The 16649-nt window shown below is 60.1% G+C and carries 21 protein-coding genes; 9 read left to right on the top strand and 12 right to left on the bottom strand.

Annotated features, from left to right (window positions below; genetic code table 11):
* The first annotated feature begins 107 nt into the window (after nucleotides 1-107).
* Both FHT92_RS06185 and FHT92_RS06180 read left to right on the top strand, forming a co-directional pair.
* Nucleotides 108-731 (top strand): hypothetical protein, encoded by a 624-nt coding sequence (locus FHT92_RS06185; protein WP_183823218.1) that lies wholly within the window; start codon nucleotides 108-110, stop codon nucleotides 729-731.
* Nucleotides 732-733: 2 nt separating this feature from the next.
* The gene (locus tag FHT92_RS06180) at nucleotides 734-1822 is read left to right on the top strand and encodes an ImmA/IrrE family metallo-endopeptidase (RefSeq protein ID WP_183823216.1); all 1089 of its coding nucleotides are present in this window, start codon (nucleotides 734-736) and stop codon (nucleotides 1820-1822) included.
* A 166-nt stretch (nucleotides 1823-1988) separates the two neighbouring features.
* Here FHT92_RS06180 and FHT92_RS06175 read toward each other — a convergent pair whose 3' ends face one another.
* Entirely contained in the window at nucleotides 1989-2270 is a 282-nt protein-coding gene (locus FHT92_RS06175; RefSeq protein WP_183823215.1) for a hypothetical protein, read from the bottom strand.
* A 360-nt stretch (nucleotides 2271-2630) separates the two neighbouring features.
* On the opposite strand from FHT92_RS06175, the gene FHT92_RS06170 reads away from it, so the two are divergent.
* Entirely contained in the window at nucleotides 2631-3014 is a 384-nt protein-coding gene (locus tag FHT92_RS06170) for a VOC family protein (RefSeq protein ID WP_183823213.1), read from the top strand.
* A gap of 64 nt (nucleotides 3015-3078) precedes the next feature.
* Here FHT92_RS06170 and FHT92_RS06165 read toward each other — a convergent pair whose 3' ends face one another.
* Complete coding sequence (locus tag FHT92_RS06165; protein ID WP_183823211.1) at nucleotides 3079-5079, bottom strand: methyl-accepting chemotaxis protein; 2001 nt, start codon at nucleotides 5077-5079, stop codon at nucleotides 3079-3081.
* A gap of 450 nt (nucleotides 5080-5529) precedes the next feature.
* Between FHT92_RS06165 and FHT92_RS06160 the strand changes: the two genes are divergently transcribed.
* Complete coding sequence (locus FHT92_RS06160; RefSeq protein ID WP_183823209.1) at nucleotides 5530-6405, top strand: transporter substrate-binding domain-containing protein; 876 nt, start codon at nucleotides 5530-5532, stop codon at nucleotides 6403-6405.
* Between the two features lie 62 nt (nucleotides 6406-6467).
* Here FHT92_RS06160 and FHT92_RS06155 read toward each other — a convergent pair whose 3' ends face one another.
* The 5 genes from FHT92_RS06155 to FHT92_RS06135 form a co-directional block, all read right to left on the bottom strand.
* Nucleotides 6468-6881 carry a tellurite resistance TerB family protein gene (locus FHT92_RS06155; protein WP_132652752.1) on the bottom strand — a complete coding sequence of 138 codons (414 nt, stop codon included), beginning with the start codon at nucleotides 6879-6881 and terminating at the stop codon, nucleotides 6468-6470.
* Nucleotides 6882-6929: 48 nt separating this feature from the next.
* On the bottom strand, nucleotides 6930-7703 hold the full coding sequence (locus FHT92_RS06150) for a thermonuclease family protein (protein WP_183823207.1): 774 nt from the start codon (nucleotides 7701-7703) through the stop codon (nucleotides 6930-6932).
* Between the two features lie 10 nt (nucleotides 7704-7713).
* On the bottom strand, nucleotides 7714-8379 hold the full coding sequence (locus FHT92_RS06145; protein ID WP_183748878.1) for a helix-turn-helix transcriptional regulator: 666 nt from the start codon (nucleotides 8377-8379) through the stop codon (nucleotides 7714-7716).
* A gap of 114 nt (nucleotides 8380-8493) precedes the next feature.
* A complete protein-coding gene (locus FHT92_RS06140) occupies nucleotides 8494-9141 on the bottom strand; it encodes a response regulator transcription factor (protein ID WP_183748879.1) in 648 nt (215 codons plus the stop codon).
* Between the two features lie 88 nt (nucleotides 9142-9229).
* Nucleotides 9230-9628 carry a hypothetical protein gene (locus FHT92_RS06135; RefSeq protein ID WP_183823205.1) on the bottom strand — a complete coding sequence of 133 codons (399 nt, stop codon included), beginning with the start codon at nucleotides 9626-9628 and terminating at the stop codon, nucleotides 9230-9232.
* A gap of 133 nt (nucleotides 9629-9761) precedes the next feature.
* Between FHT92_RS06135 and FHT92_RS06130 the strand changes: the two genes are divergently transcribed.
* Entirely contained in the window at nucleotides 9762-10115 is a 354-nt protein-coding gene (locus tag FHT92_RS06130) for a DUF952 domain-containing protein (protein WP_183823203.1), read from the top strand.
* A complete protein-coding gene (locus FHT92_RS06125; protein WP_183823201.1) occupies nucleotides 10112-11200 on the top strand; it encodes a quinone-dependent dihydroorotate dehydrogenase in 1089 nt (362 codons plus the stop codon). Before FHT92_RS06130 ends, FHT92_RS06125 begins: the two co-directional genes overlap by 4 nt.
* On the opposite strand, the gene FHT92_RS06120 is transcribed toward FHT92_RS06125, so the two are convergent.
* From FHT92_RS06120 to FHT92_RS06110, 3 genes are read right to left on the bottom strand one after another with little or no spacing between them, the layout of a single operon-like run.
* Nucleotides 11176-12522 carry an MATE family efflux transporter gene (locus FHT92_RS06120; protein ID WP_183823199.1) on the bottom strand — a complete coding sequence of 449 codons (1347 nt, stop codon included), beginning with the start codon at nucleotides 12520-12522 and terminating at the stop codon, nucleotides 11176-11178. The two genes, FHT92_RS06125 and FHT92_RS06120, sit on opposite strands and share 25 nt — an antisense overlap.
* A gap of 32 nt (nucleotides 12523-12554) precedes the next feature.
* Nucleotides 12555-13052 carry a CAP domain-containing protein gene (locus FHT92_RS06115; protein ID WP_183823198.1) on the bottom strand — a complete coding sequence of 166 codons (498 nt, stop codon included), beginning with the start codon at nucleotides 13050-13052 and terminating at the stop codon, nucleotides 12555-12557.
* A gap of 1 nt (nucleotide 13053) precedes the next feature.
* Entirely contained in the window at nucleotides 13054-13320 is a 267-nt protein-coding gene (locus tag FHT92_RS06110; protein ID WP_007821228.1) for a DUF6460 domain-containing protein, read from the bottom strand.
* 140 nt (nucleotides 13321-13460) lie between these two features.
* On the opposite strand from FHT92_RS06110, the gene FHT92_RS06105 reads away from it, so the two are divergent.
* From FHT92_RS06105 to FHT92_RS06095, 3 genes are all read left to right on the top strand, one after another.
* Nucleotides 13461-14393 (top strand): class I SAM-dependent methyltransferase, encoded by a 933-nt coding sequence (locus tag FHT92_RS06105; protein WP_183823196.1) that lies wholly within the window; start codon nucleotides 13461-13463, stop codon nucleotides 14391-14393.
* Between the two features lie 193 nt (nucleotides 14394-14586).
* Nucleotides 14587-15222 (top strand): YitT family protein, encoded by a 636-nt coding sequence (locus FHT92_RS06100; protein WP_183823194.1) that lies wholly within the window; start codon nucleotides 14587-14589, stop codon nucleotides 15220-15222.
* Nucleotides 15223-15329: 107 nt separating this feature from the next.
* Nucleotides 15330-15497 (top strand): hypothetical protein, encoded by a 168-nt coding sequence (locus FHT92_RS06095; protein ID WP_183823870.1) that lies wholly within the window; start codon nucleotides 15330-15332, stop codon nucleotides 15495-15497.
* A gap of 68 nt (nucleotides 15498-15565) precedes the next feature.
* Here the strand turns inward: FHT92_RS06095 and FHT92_RS06090 are convergent, their stop codons facing one another.
* Both FHT92_RS06090 and FHT92_RS06085 read right to left on the bottom strand, forming a co-directional pair.
* Complete coding sequence (locus FHT92_RS06090; protein ID WP_113322942.1) at nucleotides 15566-16027, bottom strand: carboxymuconolactone decarboxylase family protein; 462 nt, start codon at nucleotides 16025-16027, stop codon at nucleotides 15566-15568.
* Nucleotides 16028-16073: 46 nt separating this feature from the next.
* A complete protein-coding gene (locus tag FHT92_RS06085; RefSeq protein WP_183823192.1) occupies nucleotides 16074-16574 on the bottom strand; it encodes an Rrf2 family transcriptional regulator in 501 nt (166 codons plus the stop codon).
* Between the last annotated feature and the right edge of the window lie 75 nt (nucleotides 16575-16649).

Genomic DNA, 16649 nt, shown 5'->3' with positions numbered 1-16649 from the left:
GAAGGTGGCATAATCCTTGGCAGGGGAAAGCATAATATCGCGCATATTTAATTGTTGTTTTTGTAAAATCCATGTGAGATGCTCCCTCAAATTCCGGAGACGACTCAATGCCATTGCCGATCCGAACTGTTGTTAATGAAGTCCTTGCGAAGAACGATCGAGCCACGAAGATCTACAACGCGGTTCATCGTGCGTGGGATGGTGCGGTGGAGCGCTACCCAGAGCGCGGGCGTTGGATCCGTAAGACAACATTTCGCGGTATCGTGTGGGAGGACGTGGTCCGGGAACTGAACTCCTTGGCGGCCAGCGATCCTGACGTCGCCCCGCTTTTCCACCGCGACACTGCGTCGTTCATCCTCGACAAAGCGGTTTTGTTTCGACTTAAGCATGCCAACGTCAGTCTGGCCACGGCCAACTTTCCCACGCCGGAAGCCGTAGCTTATGATGACCACGACGTAGACCTTTATGGCTATGAGGGATTGCAGCGCGTAGAGCTCTGCTATGTCTTGAACGAATTCGAAACAGAAGTTATTTGGGTCGGCATATCGGCCCGGAGCAACGGCGAGTTCCTTTGGAAAATCGAGCTGACATCTGACGGCGTTGCGGTCCCGATGGAGCCTGATTTCTTCGATGACGACGAGTTTGATCCGTTGCGTATCGCCAGCTTCAAGCAATCCAAATCTGATGAAGCCGAACAGAATAAAGACAAGAAGAAGAAAGATAATGGCTGATTATGACCGGCGCATTCAATCACGAGCTACTGCTTCTCGCGAGGCAGTATCGAGGAAAGAGTCAAGCTGAGGTCTCCGAGGAGGCCGGGCTCGACCAAGGCCACTATTCTCGAATTGAGCGCGGTCTCCTCAATGGAGAGCCGTTGCAGGCGACCATTGAGGCAATTGCTTCCGCGCTCCGGTTTCCGCTTGAGTTCTTCACGCAGGACGACGAGTTGTCCGGCTTGCCTTTAAGTGTCCATGACGTTGCGTGGCGGAAGAAAACCTCTGTCACAGCGACGGACATGAAAAGACTTCATGCGGAACTCAATCTCCGCGTTATGCACCTCAGGCGTCTATTGATTTCGATCGACATCAAGCCGGATCTGCCTCTCCCGCGCATCGACGCCGACGAATTCGGCGGGGCCGACAAAGTGGCTCAGCTTATCAGGCGATCCTGGATGATCCCTGATGGCCCCGTAAAAAATCTGACGGCTCTTTGTGAGCGGGCGGGCATCCTGGTTGTGGTTTGTAACTTCGCGGAGAATGTCGACGGCGTCACCATGAGACTACGGGACGTTCCGCCAATAATTTTCCTGAATAACAAGGCGCCAGCAGATCGCATGAGGCATTCGTTGGCTCACGAGCTCGGCCATCTCATCATGCATTCAGTGCCTACAGAAGAAATGGAGGCGGAGGCAGATCTGTTCGCGGGCGAACTGTTGGCACCGGCAGCTCAGCTTCGTTCGGATATTATTGGCGGCCGTGTCACACTTGAACGTTTGGTTCAGTTGAAGAAGTACTGGCGCGTCTCGGTTGCATCGCTATTGTTCAGGGCCGGTGCAGCAAAGCTTATAAGCGACAATCAATCGTCCTATCTCTGGCGTCAGCTCAGCGCACGAGGGTGGCGCAAAACCGAGCCCGCAGAGACCCAATTTCCTCCAGAACCAACGCGGCTTTTTGTGCATGTTCTCGATCTCCATAAAAGTGAACTGAACTATACAGTAGCAGACTTCGCGAAGCTGCTCCGGTTCGATGAAGAGGAGGTTGCCTCTCTGTACGGACTTGAGCGCAAGGAACGGGAAAAACCGGTATTGCGGGTTATCAAGTAGCTGTGTTGCAATGGAAGATAAACTTTTGGTTGATCGAGAAGGCGAATACGTTAGTACCTGGGAGTTCACGAGAATGACTACCCGAGTTTTACGCCAGACGGTGAATCGAAGCTTCCCGAGCTGAATACGAGGGTTCGATTCCCTTCACCGCTCCAGCTAACCCTTTTCAATCTCTTCCGAAAATGTTGATCGGTCGGTATTGGCGGTGTGCGATCGCAAGCGTCCGATCCGGGCGAATGATATAGGTCTCCTCGACCTGCCTCCCGTACTGGTCGATGAAATTGTGCGGGAAGGTCGAGCCGACAGGCGACTTTGTCAGTTTCGAACGCGGCTGGCCGTTATAGGTGATGCTGCCGGGAATGGGCTCGATGCCGGGGCCGGTATAGTCGACGGTGGTGCAGCCGGCGAGCGCTAGCGCGCCAATGAGGCCAAGTGCGATCAGTTTCATGTCGAATGCCTTTCGTTCCGCAGCATGATGCCATTCTACCGCAAATCGCCGAAAGCTCACGACACAAACGGCGTCGCTGTCTTCAACCCTTCGAGAAGAGCTTTGCGACCAATAGTTTATGGCTTGGCGAAAGTGACCCCGCCGCGCATATTGCCGCTCTCGGCCCGATCTGCTAGAGCGGCGCTGTCGAAAAAGGCAGGACCGGATGAGGTAAGCCCGGTCCCTTCCACTATCGGAAGCTCTGCTCCGTGTTTCACACGAGAACCCGCGACGTGGCCCGCATGCGAATGCGGGGCCCCGGCGGCATGCGGAGCGTTAGAAAACGCACTCCTCCGGAATTTACTCTCAAAGGAGACATTCATGCGTTTGAACCATCTTGATTTCTACGTGCCCGATATCGCCGCTACGGCGGATTTCTTCGTGCGTTATTTCGGCCTGTCATTACAGGAGACGAACGAGCGGATCGGCCGGGCGGTCCTTCATGACGAGCAGGGTACAGAGATCGTCTTGAGCCGCCCGCTGCCGAAATTCGGCGGTGCCGACCAGGTGGAATTGCAGCGGCAGACCTATCATATCGGCTTCATCCTCGCCGAAAGATCGGATGTCGACCGGCTATATGAGTGCCTGCTGGCAGATGATGCCGCTGTCTCAGGACCGCCTGCCGCCATTCGCGGCGGCTGGCTCTTCTATTGCACCGCGCCCGGCAACATTCTTGTCGAAGTCGGTTGGCGTCCACCAGTCTGAAGAGAGACCCGAAACGAAAATGGGCGGCGGAAGCCGCCCATCCTCACTCAATCACGACATCAGCTCAGAATTCAGTCCAGTCGGCTTCCTGGCTGTTGGATGGAGCGGTTGTGCTATTCATACCAAAGGCGTTGGCGATCTTCTGGCCGAGGGCGCGGGCTGGCGAAGCCGCCGGGCGCGCGGTGCTTTCGGCAACGCGGACCGGGGCTCTTGCGGCCGGTCGTGCGGCGGCGCGCGGAGCGGGCGGTGCCGTCGGGATCGACGCGCGCGCGACGAAGCCGCCGGTGCCCGACAGGCGGAACAGGCCGAGCAGGTTGTTGAGCGCCGTTGCTTCAGTCGCAAGATTGTAGCTTGCCGCGGTGGATTCCTCGACCATGGCCGCATTCTGCTGCGTGCCTTGGTCCATGGTGTTGACGGCGGTGTTGATCTCCTGAAGGCCGATTGACTGTTCGCGGGCGGCTTCGGCGATCGCATGGACGTGCTGGTTGATTTCCTGCACTTCGGAGACGATCGCATCGAGCGCCTTGCCCGTTTCCCCGACCAGCGAGACGCCGGTCTGCACATGCGTGCCGGATGTGGTGATCAGCGCCTTGATTTCCTTGGCGGCGTTTGCAGATCGCTGGGCGAGTTCGCGCACTTCCTGGGCGACGACGGCAAAGCCCTTGCCGGCATCGCCTGCGCGCGCAGCCTCGACGCCGGCATTCAACGCCAGCAGGTTCGTCTGGAAGGCGATATCGTCGATGACACCGATGATATTGCCGATCTCGACGGAAGACTGCTCGATCTGCTGCATGGCAGCAACCGCCTTGCGGACGACGTCGCCGGATTTCTCTGCACCAAGGCGGGTGCGGGCAACGAGCTGGCTTGCTTCTTCGGCGCGCTTTGCCGCGTCCTTCACCGTCGTGGTGATCTCTTCGAGCGCTGCTGCCGTTTCTTCGACGGACGCTGCCTGCTGCTCGGTGCGCTTCGAAAGCTCGTCGGCAGACGACCGGATTTCGTTGGCGCCGGCGCTAATGGCACGGGCGTTGAAGCCGACCGTGTTCATCGTCTCGTTGAGCTTTTCGACGGAATTGTTGAAGTCTTGGCGCAGAGCCTCGAGATGCGCGACGAAAGGCGTTTCGATGCGCGAGACCAGATCACCCGCCGAGAGCCGGCGCAGACCGTCGCCGAGTGCGCTGACCGCGCGCTCGAGCTCGGCAGCTTCCGCGGTCTTCTGCGCTTCACGTTCGCGGCGCTCGTTGTCGCTGAGGCTGCGATCGGCTTCGGCGCGGGCTTCAAGCTGGATGCGCTCAATCGCATTGTCACGGAAGACCGAGACCGCTTCCGCCATCTTGCCGACTTCGTCGCGGCGGTCGAGGCCGGCGATTTCGCTGTCTGTGTCGCCTTCTGCCAGGCCGGTCATCCGTTCGCGCAGCTTTGCCATGGGGGTGGTGATGCCGATCTGGGCGACGACGACACCGAGACCGATGGCGCCGATGACGGCAATGCCGATGAGCGTGAAGCAGAGGTTGATGCGGTCGTTGACGGCGGCCGAGAGCGCGTCGCCACCGTCGTTGAGAGTGCTCATCATCGCGTCGTTATTGGCCGTCATCTTCGGCGTCAGCACGTTCAACTTGGAATTCATCTGCGCAACGGTCTGTTGAACGGCGGCGCTGTCCTTGGCCCTTGCTTGTTCGGTCACCTTGTCAGAAAGGACTGCCAATTCATCGATACCCGCCAGGATTTCCTCGATCGCCGCCTTGCGGCTCGGTACCAGCTCGAGCGCCTGTTTCAACCGGTCTCGAGCCTGCGGCAGCTTGCTGGGCGTGGAAATCGCCGTTGCGAAGGCCGGGGTATCAGGTTTGATGTTGGCAAGCATGCTCGCCTGCAGCACGGCGGAGACAATCGAGGCGCTGGCGCGCGACCCTTGCATTGCAGCGACGGCTTCATGATCGATGAAGGCGCTGTAGGTCGCATCCGCGCCGCGGAATTCGGAAATGATGTAAATCAGCCCGCCCATCGCGATCGCCCCGAGAAGCGCGACGACAGAGATGATTTTTGTACGGATTTTCAGATGTTTCAGCATGGAAATGTCACCCGATGAGCCGGGCATGTTGCTGACCCGGTGTGCTTGAAATCACTTGTTGCAGAATGATTCTTTGGTATGGCGCTGGTGGGATACCTTAGGAGCTTCGACATGCGCATCATGCGGTCGGCCGGTGGGGTCGATGTCGTCGCACCAAATAAGATGGGATATTGTTTAATTCCGCGCTAACGGTATCGGGTGATTCCCCGCAAATGTGTGGGGCATGGCTGTCTCGCGTCCAGGGATAAATAAATACATTTATGCGAAATTTTGTGTGCCGGCGTTCGCCTCGCAGCTCACGAAATACTTGTCTTGAAGGCGGCGGTATGCGCTTTTGATTCCGTCCTGTCGCAAGGTGCCGCCGAACCGGACTATATTCCCCGATGGATATGATTCTGTTACATCTCAGCCTGTGGCCAAGCGCCGCTTCTGACCCCGAGGCAGGTTATAATGGTGCAATCTAAGCTGGCGTTTCCGGCCCTCAGGAGGATTTTTGTCCTCTGCCTGTTTTCGTTTGCGCTGTTTTCGGCTTTTTCCGTTTTTGCGCAGCAATCGGGCCTCTCCGTGCCGCTGCTTTTCGATTCCCGCGAGCGCCTGGCCAAGCCCGATCTCTCCTCGCTCGTGCGACTGCGTTTCCTGACCTCGGTGGACTTCCCGCCCTTCAATTTCACCGACCAAAACGGCAAGCTCTCCGGCTTCAACGTCGATCTCGCCCGCGAGATTTGCACCGAGCTGGAGATCGCCGACAAGTGCCAGATCCAGGCGCTGCCCTTTGCCGACCTGCAGAAAGCGCTCGCCGGCTTGCAGGGTGACGCCGTCATCGCCGGCCTCGCCGTCACGCCCGAGCTGCGCCGCGAGTTCCTCTTCTCCCGCCCTTATCTGATGCTGCCGGCCCGCTTCGTCCGCAATACGGCCGCCTCGGTGACCGGAACGACGGCTGCCGGCCTCGCCGGCCATTCCGTCGGCGTCGTCAAGGGCACGGTGCATGAGGCGATGCTTGCTGCCTTTTTCCCCGCCATCAAGGCTCAGGCCTTTGACAATAAGGAAGCGCTGCTGACGGCCTTGAAGGGACGTAAGATCGATGCTGCCTTCGCCGATGCGCTGCAGCTTTCCTTCTGGGTCGCTTCGTCGGCTTCGGACAAATGCTGCGCCCTGTTCGACGGTCCCTATCTGTCCGAGCATTTTCTGGGCGAGGGCATGACGATCATGCTGCGCCAGAACGACAGCGTGCTGACGGCAGCGATCGACCACGCGCTGGCAACGCTCTCGCGCAATGGCCGCCTGCAGGAAATCTATCTGCGTTATTTCCCTTACGGGCTCTACTAGAGCAATTCCAGCAAAATGTGCAGCGGTTTTGCGTCCGGAATTGCGTTAAAAAGCAGAAAGCTTTAGCCCTTGCGGAAGCGGGCGATCGCGCTGCGCTCGATGGCAGCGCAGGTCAGCTTGTCGAGGCCGAGACGGTCACGCAGCAGGCTGAGCAGCCGCAGTTCTTCTGCCTTGACGGAAAGGTCCGCGGAGGCGACTTCGACCGCTAGCGCATAGGCCGTGTCGTAGAGCCGGGCAGGCAACGTATCGCGCACTGTCTCCAGCACCACATCCAGCCCTTCCGGACCGGCCAGCAGCGAGGCGCAGTCGCGAGCAACGGAAATCAGATTGTCGTCGTCGAAATCGCGGAAAACCGGCAGGAAACCGATGAGCTGGCCGATCCTCTCCATTTCCCGGTCATTCATGGTGCTGTCGACGGCAGATGCCATCACCATCACATAGATCAGCGCGTCATGGGCGGAAAGCGGCTTGTTCATGTCTGATTCCCTCTTCGATGAGCGGAGATTAGGAATTGGCGATCTCTATTACAAGGGAGCGGCGGTTTCGGGCCGGGGTGCAGCCGCCGGCCTGCGGCGCGGGTCCTCGCCGTGAATGCCCTGTTTTGCCTGCTTTGCCTTTTCGCTGGCAGCGTCAAGCGGTGAGCCCGGCTGCGCCTCCACCCAGCCGTTTTCGACCAGCCATGTGCCGATATCCTGCTGCCCCAGCCGGCAGGCAGCACTTGCCATATCCTCCCATGCGTCGGAAGGCAGGTCGCAATCGATCGCGCGGTTGCGCAGGTAAAGCCGCAGCGCCGTCTTCGCCATCATGCCGCATGGCCACTGCTTGCCATCCGATCCGCAACTCTTGTCGGTGGGCGTCTCGATGACATTGGCGATCTGCAGCCTGCGTTTGCCGAAGGAGAGGATGCCGGCGCTCTCCACCGTCGGCCGCAACAGTTCCACGCTGTCCTTTCCGTCCGGTGCGGGCGGCACCGTCTCAGCCGTCGCGGGAGCGTCTTGCGCCGTTTTATCCATCGGCGCATTTTCGGCGGAACCCTTTGCATTTTCAGGCGGAGCCGCTGCCGGGTTTGACGGTGCAGGCTCGGTTGTCCGGGCGATCAGTGCCGCATCCTCCTCGGTCAAAGATGCAGCCGGATTTGCCACATCGGGGGTCACATCGGGCAGCGCCGCGGCCACGTTTCCGGCATCGGCGTCAGATGACAGACCTCCGCCCCCATTAAGCCGCGCTTGCCCGGCCAGGAGCAGGCCGACCACAACCGCCATCCCCGCGATACCTGTGATCAAGGCTGCAGGGCGCATGATTATTTTCCTATTGGCTGGCCCAGATGATGCGGGCAATCCATTCGACGTCGGAAAGCTCGATCGTCCGGTTGGGATGTTCGGGATTGAGCGACAAAAGTTCGATGGAGCGCGGGCTCTGGCGCAGGAGCACCTTGGCCATGACCTCGCCCTCGCGTGTCTTGACGACGACACGGTCGTTGCGGCGCACCTGCGCACCTGGCTCCACGATCAGCACATCGCCGTCGCGATAGAGCGGCATCATGCTCTCGCCCTGTACCTCGAGCGCGTAGACGCCGGCCTTCTGCGAGGGGCCGGCCGGAAATTCCACCACATCCCAGCCCTGGCCCGCAGGAAAGCCGCCATCGTCGAAAAAGCCGCCGGCACCCGCCTGCGCAAAGCCGAGCAGGGGAATGGAGCTTCCCTGCGAGGCAAAAATACCCTCCGGCAGGCTGGCGGCCGCGCCCGCCGGCCGCATGAAGCCGAGGAATTGCTCCATGCTCGCCCCCGTCGCCTCCAGCACCTTGGCGATGGATTCCGTCGAAGGCCAGCGCAGGCGTCCGTCCGACGAAAGCCGTTTGGATTTGTTGAAGGAGGTCGGATCGAGCCCCGCCCGTCGCGCAAGACCAGACGGCGTCAGGTCATGCCTTTCGGCAAGCCTGTCGATCGCTCCCCAGATCTGGTCATGTGACAGCATATGCGTCCGGTCCCGCGGTCCGTCCGGCCGCTTTCTATCGCCGGCAGATTAACCGAGGCACTTCCCCGAGTAAAGCGGAAATGAGGAATAAAATCCTGTCTGACGTGGTTTGGCTCAGGCGACCATCGCCATATTGATCTTGCCGAGCTGGATGACCGCCTGCGTACGGCTGTCGACGTTGAGCTTCAAGAGGATGGCCGAGACATGCGCCTTGATCGTCGCTTCGGAAACGCCGAGTTCGTAGGCGATCTGCTTGTTCAAGAGCCCTTCGCCGAGCATGGTCAGCACCCGGCTCTGCTGCGGTGTCAGCGTATGCAGGCGGTGGATGAGGTCGGCGACATCGGGGTCTTGTTCCTGTCCGTCGCGATAGCTCTCCGGCGTGGCAATGTCGCCCGCGAGAACTGTCAGGATACTGCGGCGGATATCCTCGATGCCCGAGGATTTCGAAATGAAGCCGGAAGCGCCGAGCTCTAGTGCCCGGCGGATCGTCGTGGTGTCATCGGTTGCCGAGATGATGACGATCGGCAGGCTGACGAATTCGGAGCGCAGCGCCATCAGCCCGGAAAAACCGCTGACTCCAGGCATGGCGAGATCGAGCAGCATCAGGTCCGCATCCGGGTGCTCGGCCGCGGCCGTTCTCGCCGCGGAGAAGTCCCCGGCTTCGACGATCTCCTGCCGTCCGTCCATGCCGGTCACCGCCTGCCGCAACGCGTCGCGGAAAAGCGGGTGGTCGTCAGCGATGATGATGGTCTGTTCCTGCATCGAAAACTCCTCCCAAGAGCTCGATCCCGTCAGTCCTGTCCGGCTCCCCGCACGAACATGACTTTCTACTTATATGAGTATAACCGGCTCAACTCCGCTGCGGAAGAGGATTGGCCTCATCCTCAGCCCGGAATTCCCGAACTATACCCATGAAACTGCGTATCATCCGCTCCATGATGCCGATCGAGCGGTCAACTTCCGCATCCGTCGGCAAGGCGGGTCGGGCGGCTGTATTCTTCTCCAGCGCACTCACCCGGTCGGCAAGCCGGTCCAGTTCGTCCTCATAGGCGGCGCGTTCATCGGCCGCCATGCGGCAGACCAGCGCCCCGTCCTTTTCGGTGCAGAGCGACATCGCCCCCGTCTGCCGGTCGAGGCGCACGAAATGGTCGCCGCTGCGCTCGAGCTGGAAGCGGGTTGCGTCTGGCTCCGCCGCCAATGCCGCAAGCGGTAGCAGACCGGCGGCAAGCGTGATTGCAAATGCCTTCATCGTCTCATCCTCCGCAAAGCGTGGTGTCTGTCCGTTTTTGCGCCTGCAGGCGTGGACATCACCGCCTCTTTGGGGCAAAGCCCTCATCAGGAAGGCCAGCCCCCTCTCAACAAGGCGAGCCAACAGGATCATCATGACCGCGACACCGACCCTTTACAAGATCGTGCCGGAGGCGCTCTGGCAGGAAGCCAGACAAACCGGCGTTTTTCATGGCGCCGGCATCGATATCAAGGACGGCTTCATCCATTTCTCGACGGCAGATCAGGTCAAGCAGACGGCAGCTCTGCATTTTACCGGCCAGGCTGGCCTTGTCCTCGTCGCCGTCGACGGTCGCAATTTCGGTGACAAGCTGGTCTTCGAACCCTCGCGGGGCGGTGCTTTCTTCCCGCATCTTTATGCCGATCTGCCGCTTTCGGCCGTGCTCTGGGAAGCGCCTTTGCCGCTCGACGATGCCGGCCTCCACATTTTCCCGGAGCTTGCCAAGTGATCGATCCTTTCAAGCGCATTGCCCGCCGCGGTCTCTTCCTCTTCGATCCGGAAACCGCGCACGGCATGTCGATTGCCGCACTGAAATCAGGTGTCATGCCCGCCTGCCGTATCGCGCCCGATCCGCGCCTGCGCCAGACCGTTGCCAACATCGATTTCCCCAATCCGCTCGGCATGGCGGCAGGCTATGACAAGAATGCCGAAGTGCCGGAGGCATTGCTGAAGCTCGGCTTCGGCTTCACCGAGATCGGCACTGTCACCCCGAAGCCGCAGACGGGCAATCCGCGCCCGCGCATCTTCCGCCTGGTGGAGGATGAAGGCGTCATCAACCGCCTCGGCTTCAATAATGAGGGTCACGAAGCCGCCCTCCGCCGTCTCTCGCAGATCGGCCGCACCGGCATTATCGGCGTTAATATCGGCGCTAATAAGGATAGCGAAGACCGTATGGCCGACTACGTCGCCGGCATCCGACGCTTCTATTCCGTCGCCCGCTACTTCACCGCCAATATTTCCTCGCCCAACACGCCGGGCCTGCGCGACCTGCAGGCGCGCGAAAGCCTTGCCGCACTCCTGTCGGCTGTGTTGACGGCGCGTGATGAGGAAGCGGAGAAAGCCGGCCGAAAAATCCCGATCTTCCTGAAGATCGCCCCTGATCTTACCGAAGAGGGCATGGATGACATTGCTGCGGAGGCGCTGTCGCATGCGCTGGATGGTCTCATCGTATCCAATACGACGCTTTCGCGCGACGGCTTGAAGGATCAGCTCCAGGCGAAGGAGGCTGGCGGTCTCTCCGGCGCGCCGCTGTTTGAGAAGTCGACGGCCGTGCTTGCCAAGATGCGCAAGCGTGTGGGGCCAGCTCTCCCGATCATCGGCGTCGGCGGCGTCTCCTCGGCTGAAACGGCGCTGGAAAAGGTCAGGGCAGGGGCCGATCTCGTGCAGCTCTATTCCTGCATGGTCTATGAAGGTCCCGGCCTTCCCGGCACGATCGTGCGCGGTCTGTCGAAGCTGCTCGATCGCGAGAAGGTTGCCTCGATACGGGATATCAGGGACAGCCGCGCCGATTACTGGGCAGCACGAAAGGTCTGAGCCGCCCGCGGCTTGATCAGCACCGCCAGGAAGAAGCCGCGAAACAGCAGGAAGGCATTCATCGCCAGCCATAGGCCATGATTGCCGAAGAGCGGCACGAAGACGGCGAGCATCGCAAGATATCCTGCAAAGGACATCAGCATGCGGTTACGCATGTCGACAGACCATGTCGCCCCGATGAAGACGCCGTCCATCAGGAAGGCAAGCGCGCCCGTCAGTCCCGTTATCGCGGCCCAGGGCAGATAGGTCTCGGCCGCTGCCTGGACCTCAGGCGAACTGGTCAGTCCGGAGATCAGAGTGGGGCCGGCGAAATAGAAGAAGGCGGAAATGATCGCCGCCAGGCCGAAGGACCAGAGGGCCGTAAGCCTCAAACCGCGGTCGAAGGCCGGCCGGTATCGCGCGCCGATCGCCCGCCCGGTGATCTGTTCGGCGGCATTGGCAAGCCCGTCGAGATAATAGCCCGACAGGAGGAAGAAGTTCATAAGCACCGCGTTGGCCGCAAGGGTGATAGCGCCGAAGCTGGTGCCGATGCGGGTCATGATCGCGAAGGAGCCGATCAGCACGAAAGTGCGGATCAGGATGTCGCGGTTCAGCGCGAAAAGCTCGGCGAGTTTGCTGCGCGAAAATATCTCCATACGGTTTGGGCGGTGCGCGTTGTCGAAGCCGCGCAGCACGATGAAGAGACCGGCAACCGCCCCTGCCGTTTCGCCCGCCATCGTGCCCCAGGCGACACCCGAGACTCCCCAGTCGAGCGTCAGCCCGAGATAGATGGAAAGCAGGATGTTGATGCCGTTGATCAGCGCCTGCAGCAGCAGCCCCATTCGACCCTGCCCGCGTCCGAGCACGAAACCGAGCAGCGCGTAATTGGCAAGCGCTGCCGGTGCCGCGAGGATGCGGATCGAGAAATAGGTACTGGTCGCCTCGGCAATCTGTCCCTCGGCCCCCATCAGCTTCAGTCCGACAAGGATCAGCAGCGGTGACAGCACCAGAAGGGCCAGACCGGAGCCGAGCGCGGAGACGATTGCCCGCCAGAAGACGGCCTGCTGCTCATGCGCATCGCGCCGCCCGAGCGCCTGCGCCGTCAGGCCGGTGGTCGAGGCGCGCAGGAAATTGAAGCTGCCCATGATGAGATCGAACAGCATGGCGCCGATGGCGAGCCCCGCCAGCGCTTCCGGATCGCCCATATGGCCGACGACGGCGGTGTTCGTGATGCCGAGCAGCGGCGTGGTCATGAAGCCGAGCGTCATCGGAATGGCGATCGACAGCACCAGCCGGTGCGTCACGTCGAAGGCCAATGTATTTCTGTTGCCGCCGGTATCCATATCCGCCTCGTGAGGATCGAGGCGGAATCGCCTCAGCTGGAAAGCACCATGGCCCAATAGGGCAGGTTTTTGGAAGACGTATTATGTGCAACGGCAACGCCGAGACCGCTATAGCGGCCGAGCATATTTTCCAGATGATGGGGGGAATTGATCCAGGCGGTGACGACCGCATCGACGCTCTGCTGACCGGAAGCGATATTTTCGGCAGCCGGCAGGACAACACCGCTCGCCTTCACGCGGGCGCCGAAACTGTCCGTTATGCCCATCAGATGCTTCATCCTGCCCGCACTTGCCATACGCTTGGCCTGGAAGATGGCGGCGGCACTTGCATGCGGATCGACGCTGAGCGGCGGCAGGCCGTTCCTGGCGCGAAGCTGGTTGACGAGCGGCAGTGCCGAGGCGGTCTCGTCTGCGGCATTGGAAGGCGTGGTCGCAAATTTCGGGGTCGTCGTGCAGCCGGCAATGCCGGCCACCAGTGCAAGACCTGAAAACTGCAGCAAGCCGCGGCGTGAAAGGATGATTGAGCTCATGTTATTTGCGATAGCTGAAAAGACGGATGATGATGAAGATCGGGATGACGATGGTGGCGCCGAGGATGAGATAGTCGCCGACGCGGCCGAGCGCAGAGAAGCCCTGCCGCCATAGATGGATCACGAAATCGCGGAAATTGTAGATGAGCTCCCAGGGCGTAAGGCCGAAGATGGCCATGACGAAGCCGACGATCAGCGACACCACCAAAAGCTTGATGATCGTGCGGCCAATGGAATCGCCGAGGAACCTGTTCACCTGATCGGACATGCGCCATCTCCTGTTTGCCTTGAGATACGGTCGCGGCGATTCGCCCGCAAGCCTTTTCCGCCAAGACAGCACCGCCTCTGAAATAGGACTTGAGTTTTTTTGTGGCCGAAGCCAAATGCCGTCAGCCAAAGGGTCCGATCATGCAGCCAAGCCAGCTTTCCTCCGGCGATGTCATTGCAGACCGCCGCGCCGACTATGCGAAGATGCTCGACGAGGGCGGCGAAGCGGAAGCGGCAGCCGAATTGATGGAGCAGGCGCTGGAATTGGCACCCACCTGGGCAGCAGGCTGGTATCGCCTCGCCACATACCGCGAAAAGGCGGGCAGGGCCGATACGGCCGTCGAAGCCTATCGCCGCACGCTGGAGCTTGACCCCGACGATATCTTCGGCGCCGGCCTGAAACTTGCCTTGCTCGGCGATGCCGAAATGCCGGCGCAGCCGTCGAGCCGCTATGTCGAGCGTCTCTTCGATGATTACGCCGATCGCTTCGAGACCTCGCTCGTGGAGAAGCTGGATTATTCCGTCCCGCAGAAGATCGTCGCGCTCGTCGCGTCTACCGGCCGACACTATCAGCGTGCCGTCGATCTCGGCTGCGGAACCGGCTTGCTCGGTCCGGAAATCCGCGCTCATGTCACAGAGCTCGAAGGCTTCGACCTCTCGCAGAACATGCTGGCGAAGGCTGCGGAAAAGCGTGTCTATGACCATCTTGCCCAGGCAGATCTGTCGCTGGCGCCCGAAGCCTCCGGGCTCTTTACAGATGGCCCACGGCACCGCGCCGATCTTGTCACCGCCGCCGATGTGCTGATGTATCTCGGCAATCTGGAAAGCGTCTTCGCGATCGTCGACACGCTTGCCGCACCAGGCGCCGATTTCGTCTTTTCAGTCGAAGATGGCGGCGATGGAGCGGGTTTCTACCTGGCCCCGTCGCTGCGCTATGCCCATTCTGAAATCTATGTGAAAGGGCTCGCGGCAGCGCACGGTCTCGAAATCCGCAATAGCGTCAAAACGACCATTCGCAAAGATGGCGGCAAACCGGTTTCCGGTATTCTGTTCCTTACGCGCAAAACCATCTGAACGCATGTTTCTTGCGATTTTAAAATAGGTCAGCATTGCTTACATATTTCGCTTGCGTGCAACCTTTAAGGCCTGATAATCCGGTCATTCCGTGAGAAAGCGATGCGCTCCTAAAGCGCAGCACGCACCGCATCCACCCTTACATCCCTCTACCTCCGGTCTGACCGGAGCAGCCGCCATCGGAGATCGCGACATGAGCCAGCTCATCAGTGCCCTCGGTTTCTGGAATACCACTGCGACGCGTCACACGCCGATCGAGGATGTGCAGGGCATATTCTCCGGCAGCCTCGTTTCCGCTCTCGGTCTTTACGTTCTTGCCAGTGCCGGCCTTCTGACCGGCAGCACCGCCGGCATTGCCTTCCTGCTGCACTACGCCTTCGGCGTGAATTTCGGTCTCGCCTTTTTCCTGCTCAACCTGCCCTTCTTCTATCTCTCGTGGAAGCGCCTCGGTACGGCCTTCACGATCAAGACCTTCATCGCCATCGGCCTGACCTCGGCTCTGACCAGCTTGCAGCCGAAGGTCATGGAAATCGCCGCCATCCATCCGGCCTGGGCGGCGCTTCTTGGCGGCCTGCTGCTCGGCTTCGGCCTTCTGGCGCTCTATCGTCATCGCGCGAGCCTCGGCGGTGTCAGCATTCTCGGCATCTATATGCAGGAGCGTTTCGGCATCCGCGCCGGCTTCGTGCAGCTCGTCGTCGACATGTGCGTGCTGGCGGCCGCCTTCTTCGTCACCACGCCGCCGGTCGTCTTCTATTCCGTGCTCGGTGCGGTCGTTCTCAATCTCTTCGTCGCGATCAATCACAGGGCCGACCGCTACATCGCGCTCTAGGCAGTTCCAACCTTACAAATCGGTAAGCCGTTCTAAACAAAACGTAACTTGCTTGTGATCGTCGCAGGCGCGACACTTTCCTCGCGCCGGATATGATGAGGTAAGCTATGTCAGATTTGGAAAAGCTTGTCAGACGCCGCATGCAGGAAGAATACGCCAAGGGTTCTTCTGCAGAGGAAATCGCCAAGGTCGTTCGCGACATATTCAACAGCACCGACCTCTCGGCCAAATGGCTTGGAGCCGTTGCAGCACGGGCCACGACCGATCACAGGTGACCGCATAATCAACCGACCCGAAATTTTCGGGTCGGTCGCTGGGAAGAATTCCCTGCAGGTAGAATCTATCAGGCTGCCTTCTGCGGGGCATCGATCGGATGCTGGCTGCGGAAGCCGACGGCAAGCCGGTTCCAGATATTGATCGTGCCGATCGCAACCGTGATCTTGGTCATTTCTTCTTCGGAGAAATGCGCCTTCAGGGCTTCGTAATCGGCATCCGGTGCACCGGTTTCGGCAATCTTCGTCACCGCATCCACCCAGCCGAGCAGGGCGCGTTCGCGGGCGTCGTAAACCGGCGATTCCCGCCATACGCACATCAGGTTGATCCACTGTTCGGAAAGCCCGTGATGGCGCGCTTCCTTCGAATGCATGTCGACGCAATAGGCGCAGCCGTTGATCTGCGAGGCACGAAGCTTGATCAGGTGAATGAAGCGCTTATCCAGTCCGGACTCCTGTACATACTGCTCCAGTGCGACGACGGCCTTGTAGGCATCCGGAGCGGCTTTGCCGAAGTTGAAACGTGCTTGCATGGTATTTCTCCTTAGGTTTGGAATTGGGGTTGGTTTGTATCGAGGCTTAGCGAGCCGCTTTTCTTTCATGCATATCCATGAAAGCGCAGCCTCTGGCGGCGATCCCGCCGTCATCATCTGCGGAAAGTTCAGCCAGGATATCGGCGATGCTGGTGCTTGCGAGTTCGGCGCGATAGGCGCGCTCGGCCCTGAGCATCGCCGCCGTGATCTGGCACGGCTTGGTGAAATAGCGCTGCGGCAATGGGTTCGGCCCCCGCTGGCGGATTTCTGAACAGCGGAAGGCAGGCGCCGGTCCCTCGACCGCGAGCACGATATCGAGCAGCGAAATATCCTCCGGCCTCTTCGCCAGCCGATAACCACCCTTCGGCCCCGGCACTGTCTCCAGGATCCCGGCCCCCGAAAGCGCCTGCAGATGCTTTAAGAGATAGCTCGTCGAGACACCGTGAAATTCGGCGAGGGCTGCTGCCGATAGCACGCCGCCCGCGGAAAGCCCTGATAGGGCCGCTGTGCAATGAATGCTCTGTTCGACGCCGTCACCAAGCTTCACAGCCGATCTCCTTTAATCGTAGATATTATTTATCCACGATTATGCCGAGGAGTCAATACCGCTTCTATTCGCCCG

Origin of the sequence: Rhizobium sp. BK377 (genome assembly GCF_014193935.1) — a bacterium.
Taxonomy (GTDB): Bacteria; Pseudomonadota; Alphaproteobacteria; order Rhizobiales; family Rhizobiaceae; genus Rhizobium.
Note: the sequence above shows the minus strand (reverse complement) of the source record. Positions and strands in the feature narration are given on the sequence as shown.

What these genes read in the sequence shown, in the direction of transcription:
- FHT92_RS06110 (WP_007821228.1), bottom strand. Translation starts at nt 13,320, where the DNA reads ATGTCCGATCAGGTGAACAGGTTCCTCGGCGATTCCATTGGCCGCACG.
- FHT92_RS06130 (WP_183823203.1), top strand. Translation starts at nt 9,762, where the DNA reads ATGACCGCGACACCGACCCTTTACAAGATCGTGCCGGAGGCGCTCTGG.
- FHT92_RS06090 (WP_113322942.1), bottom strand. Translation starts at nt 16,027, where the DNA reads ATGCAAGCACGTTTCAACTTCGGCAAAGCCGCTCCGGATGCCTACAAG.
- FHT92_RS06095 (WP_183823870.1), top strand. Translation starts at nt 15,330, where the DNA reads ATGTCAGATTTGGAAAAGCTTGTCAGACGCCGCATGCAGGAAGAATAC.
- FHT92_RS06115 (WP_183823198.1), bottom strand. Translation starts at nt 13,052, where the DNA reads ATGAGCTCAATCATCCTTTCACGCCGCGGCTTGCTGCAGTTTTCAGGT.
- FHT92_RS06155 (WP_132652752.1), bottom strand. Translation starts at nt 6,881, where the DNA reads ATGAACAAGCCGCTTTCCGCCCATGACGCGCTGATCTATGTGATGGTG.
- FHT92_RS06165 (WP_183823211.1), bottom strand. Translation starts at nt 5,079, where the DNA reads ATGCTGAAACATCTGAAAATCCGTACAAAAATCATCTCTGTCGTCGCG.
- FHT92_RS06185 (WP_183823218.1), top strand. Translation starts at nt 108, where the DNA reads ATGCCATTGCCGATCCGAACTGTTGTTAATGAAGTCCTTGCGAAGAAC.
- FHT92_RS06150 (WP_183823207.1), bottom strand. Translation starts at nt 7,703, where the DNA reads ATGCGCCCTGCAGCCTTGATCACAGGTATCGCGGGGATGGCGGTTGTG.
- FHT92_RS06135 (WP_183823205.1), bottom strand. Translation starts at nt 9,628, where the DNA reads ATGAAGGCATTTGCAATCACGCTTGCCGCCGGTCTGCTACCGCTTGCG.
- FHT92_RS06120 (WP_183823199.1), bottom strand. Translation starts at nt 12,522, where the DNA reads ATGGATACCGGCGGCAACAGAAATACATTGGCCTTCGACGTGACGCAC.
- FHT92_RS06175 (WP_183823215.1), bottom strand. Translation starts at nt 2,270, where the DNA reads ATGAAACTGATCGCACTTGGCCTCATTGGCGCGCTAGCGCTCGCCGGC.
- FHT92_RS06145 (WP_183748878.1), bottom strand. Translation starts at nt 8,379, where the DNA reads ATGCTGTCACATGACCAGATCTGGGGAGCGATCGACAGGCTTGCCGAA.
- FHT92_RS06170 (WP_183823213.1), top strand. Translation starts at nt 2,631, where the DNA reads ATGCGTTTGAACCATCTTGATTTCTACGTGCCCGATATCGCCGCTACG.
- FHT92_RS06160 (WP_183823209.1), top strand. Translation starts at nt 5,530, where the DNA reads ATGGTGCAATCTAAGCTGGCGTTTCCGGCCCTCAGGAGGATTTTTGTC.
- FHT92_RS06105 (WP_183823196.1), top strand. Translation starts at nt 13,461, where the DNA reads ATGCAGCCAAGCCAGCTTTCCTCCGGCGATGTCATTGCAGACCGCCGC.
- FHT92_RS06180 (WP_183823216.1), top strand. Translation starts at nt 734, where the DNA reads ATGACCGGCGCATTCAATCACGAGCTACTGCTTCTCGCGAGGCAGTAT.
- FHT92_RS06100 (WP_183823194.1), top strand. Translation starts at nt 14,587, where the DNA reads ATGAGCCAGCTCATCAGTGCCCTCGGTTTCTGGAATACCACTGCGACG.
- FHT92_RS06140 (WP_183748879.1), bottom strand. Translation starts at nt 9,141, where the DNA reads ATGCAGGAACAGACCATCATCATCGCTGACGACCACCCGCTTTTCCGC.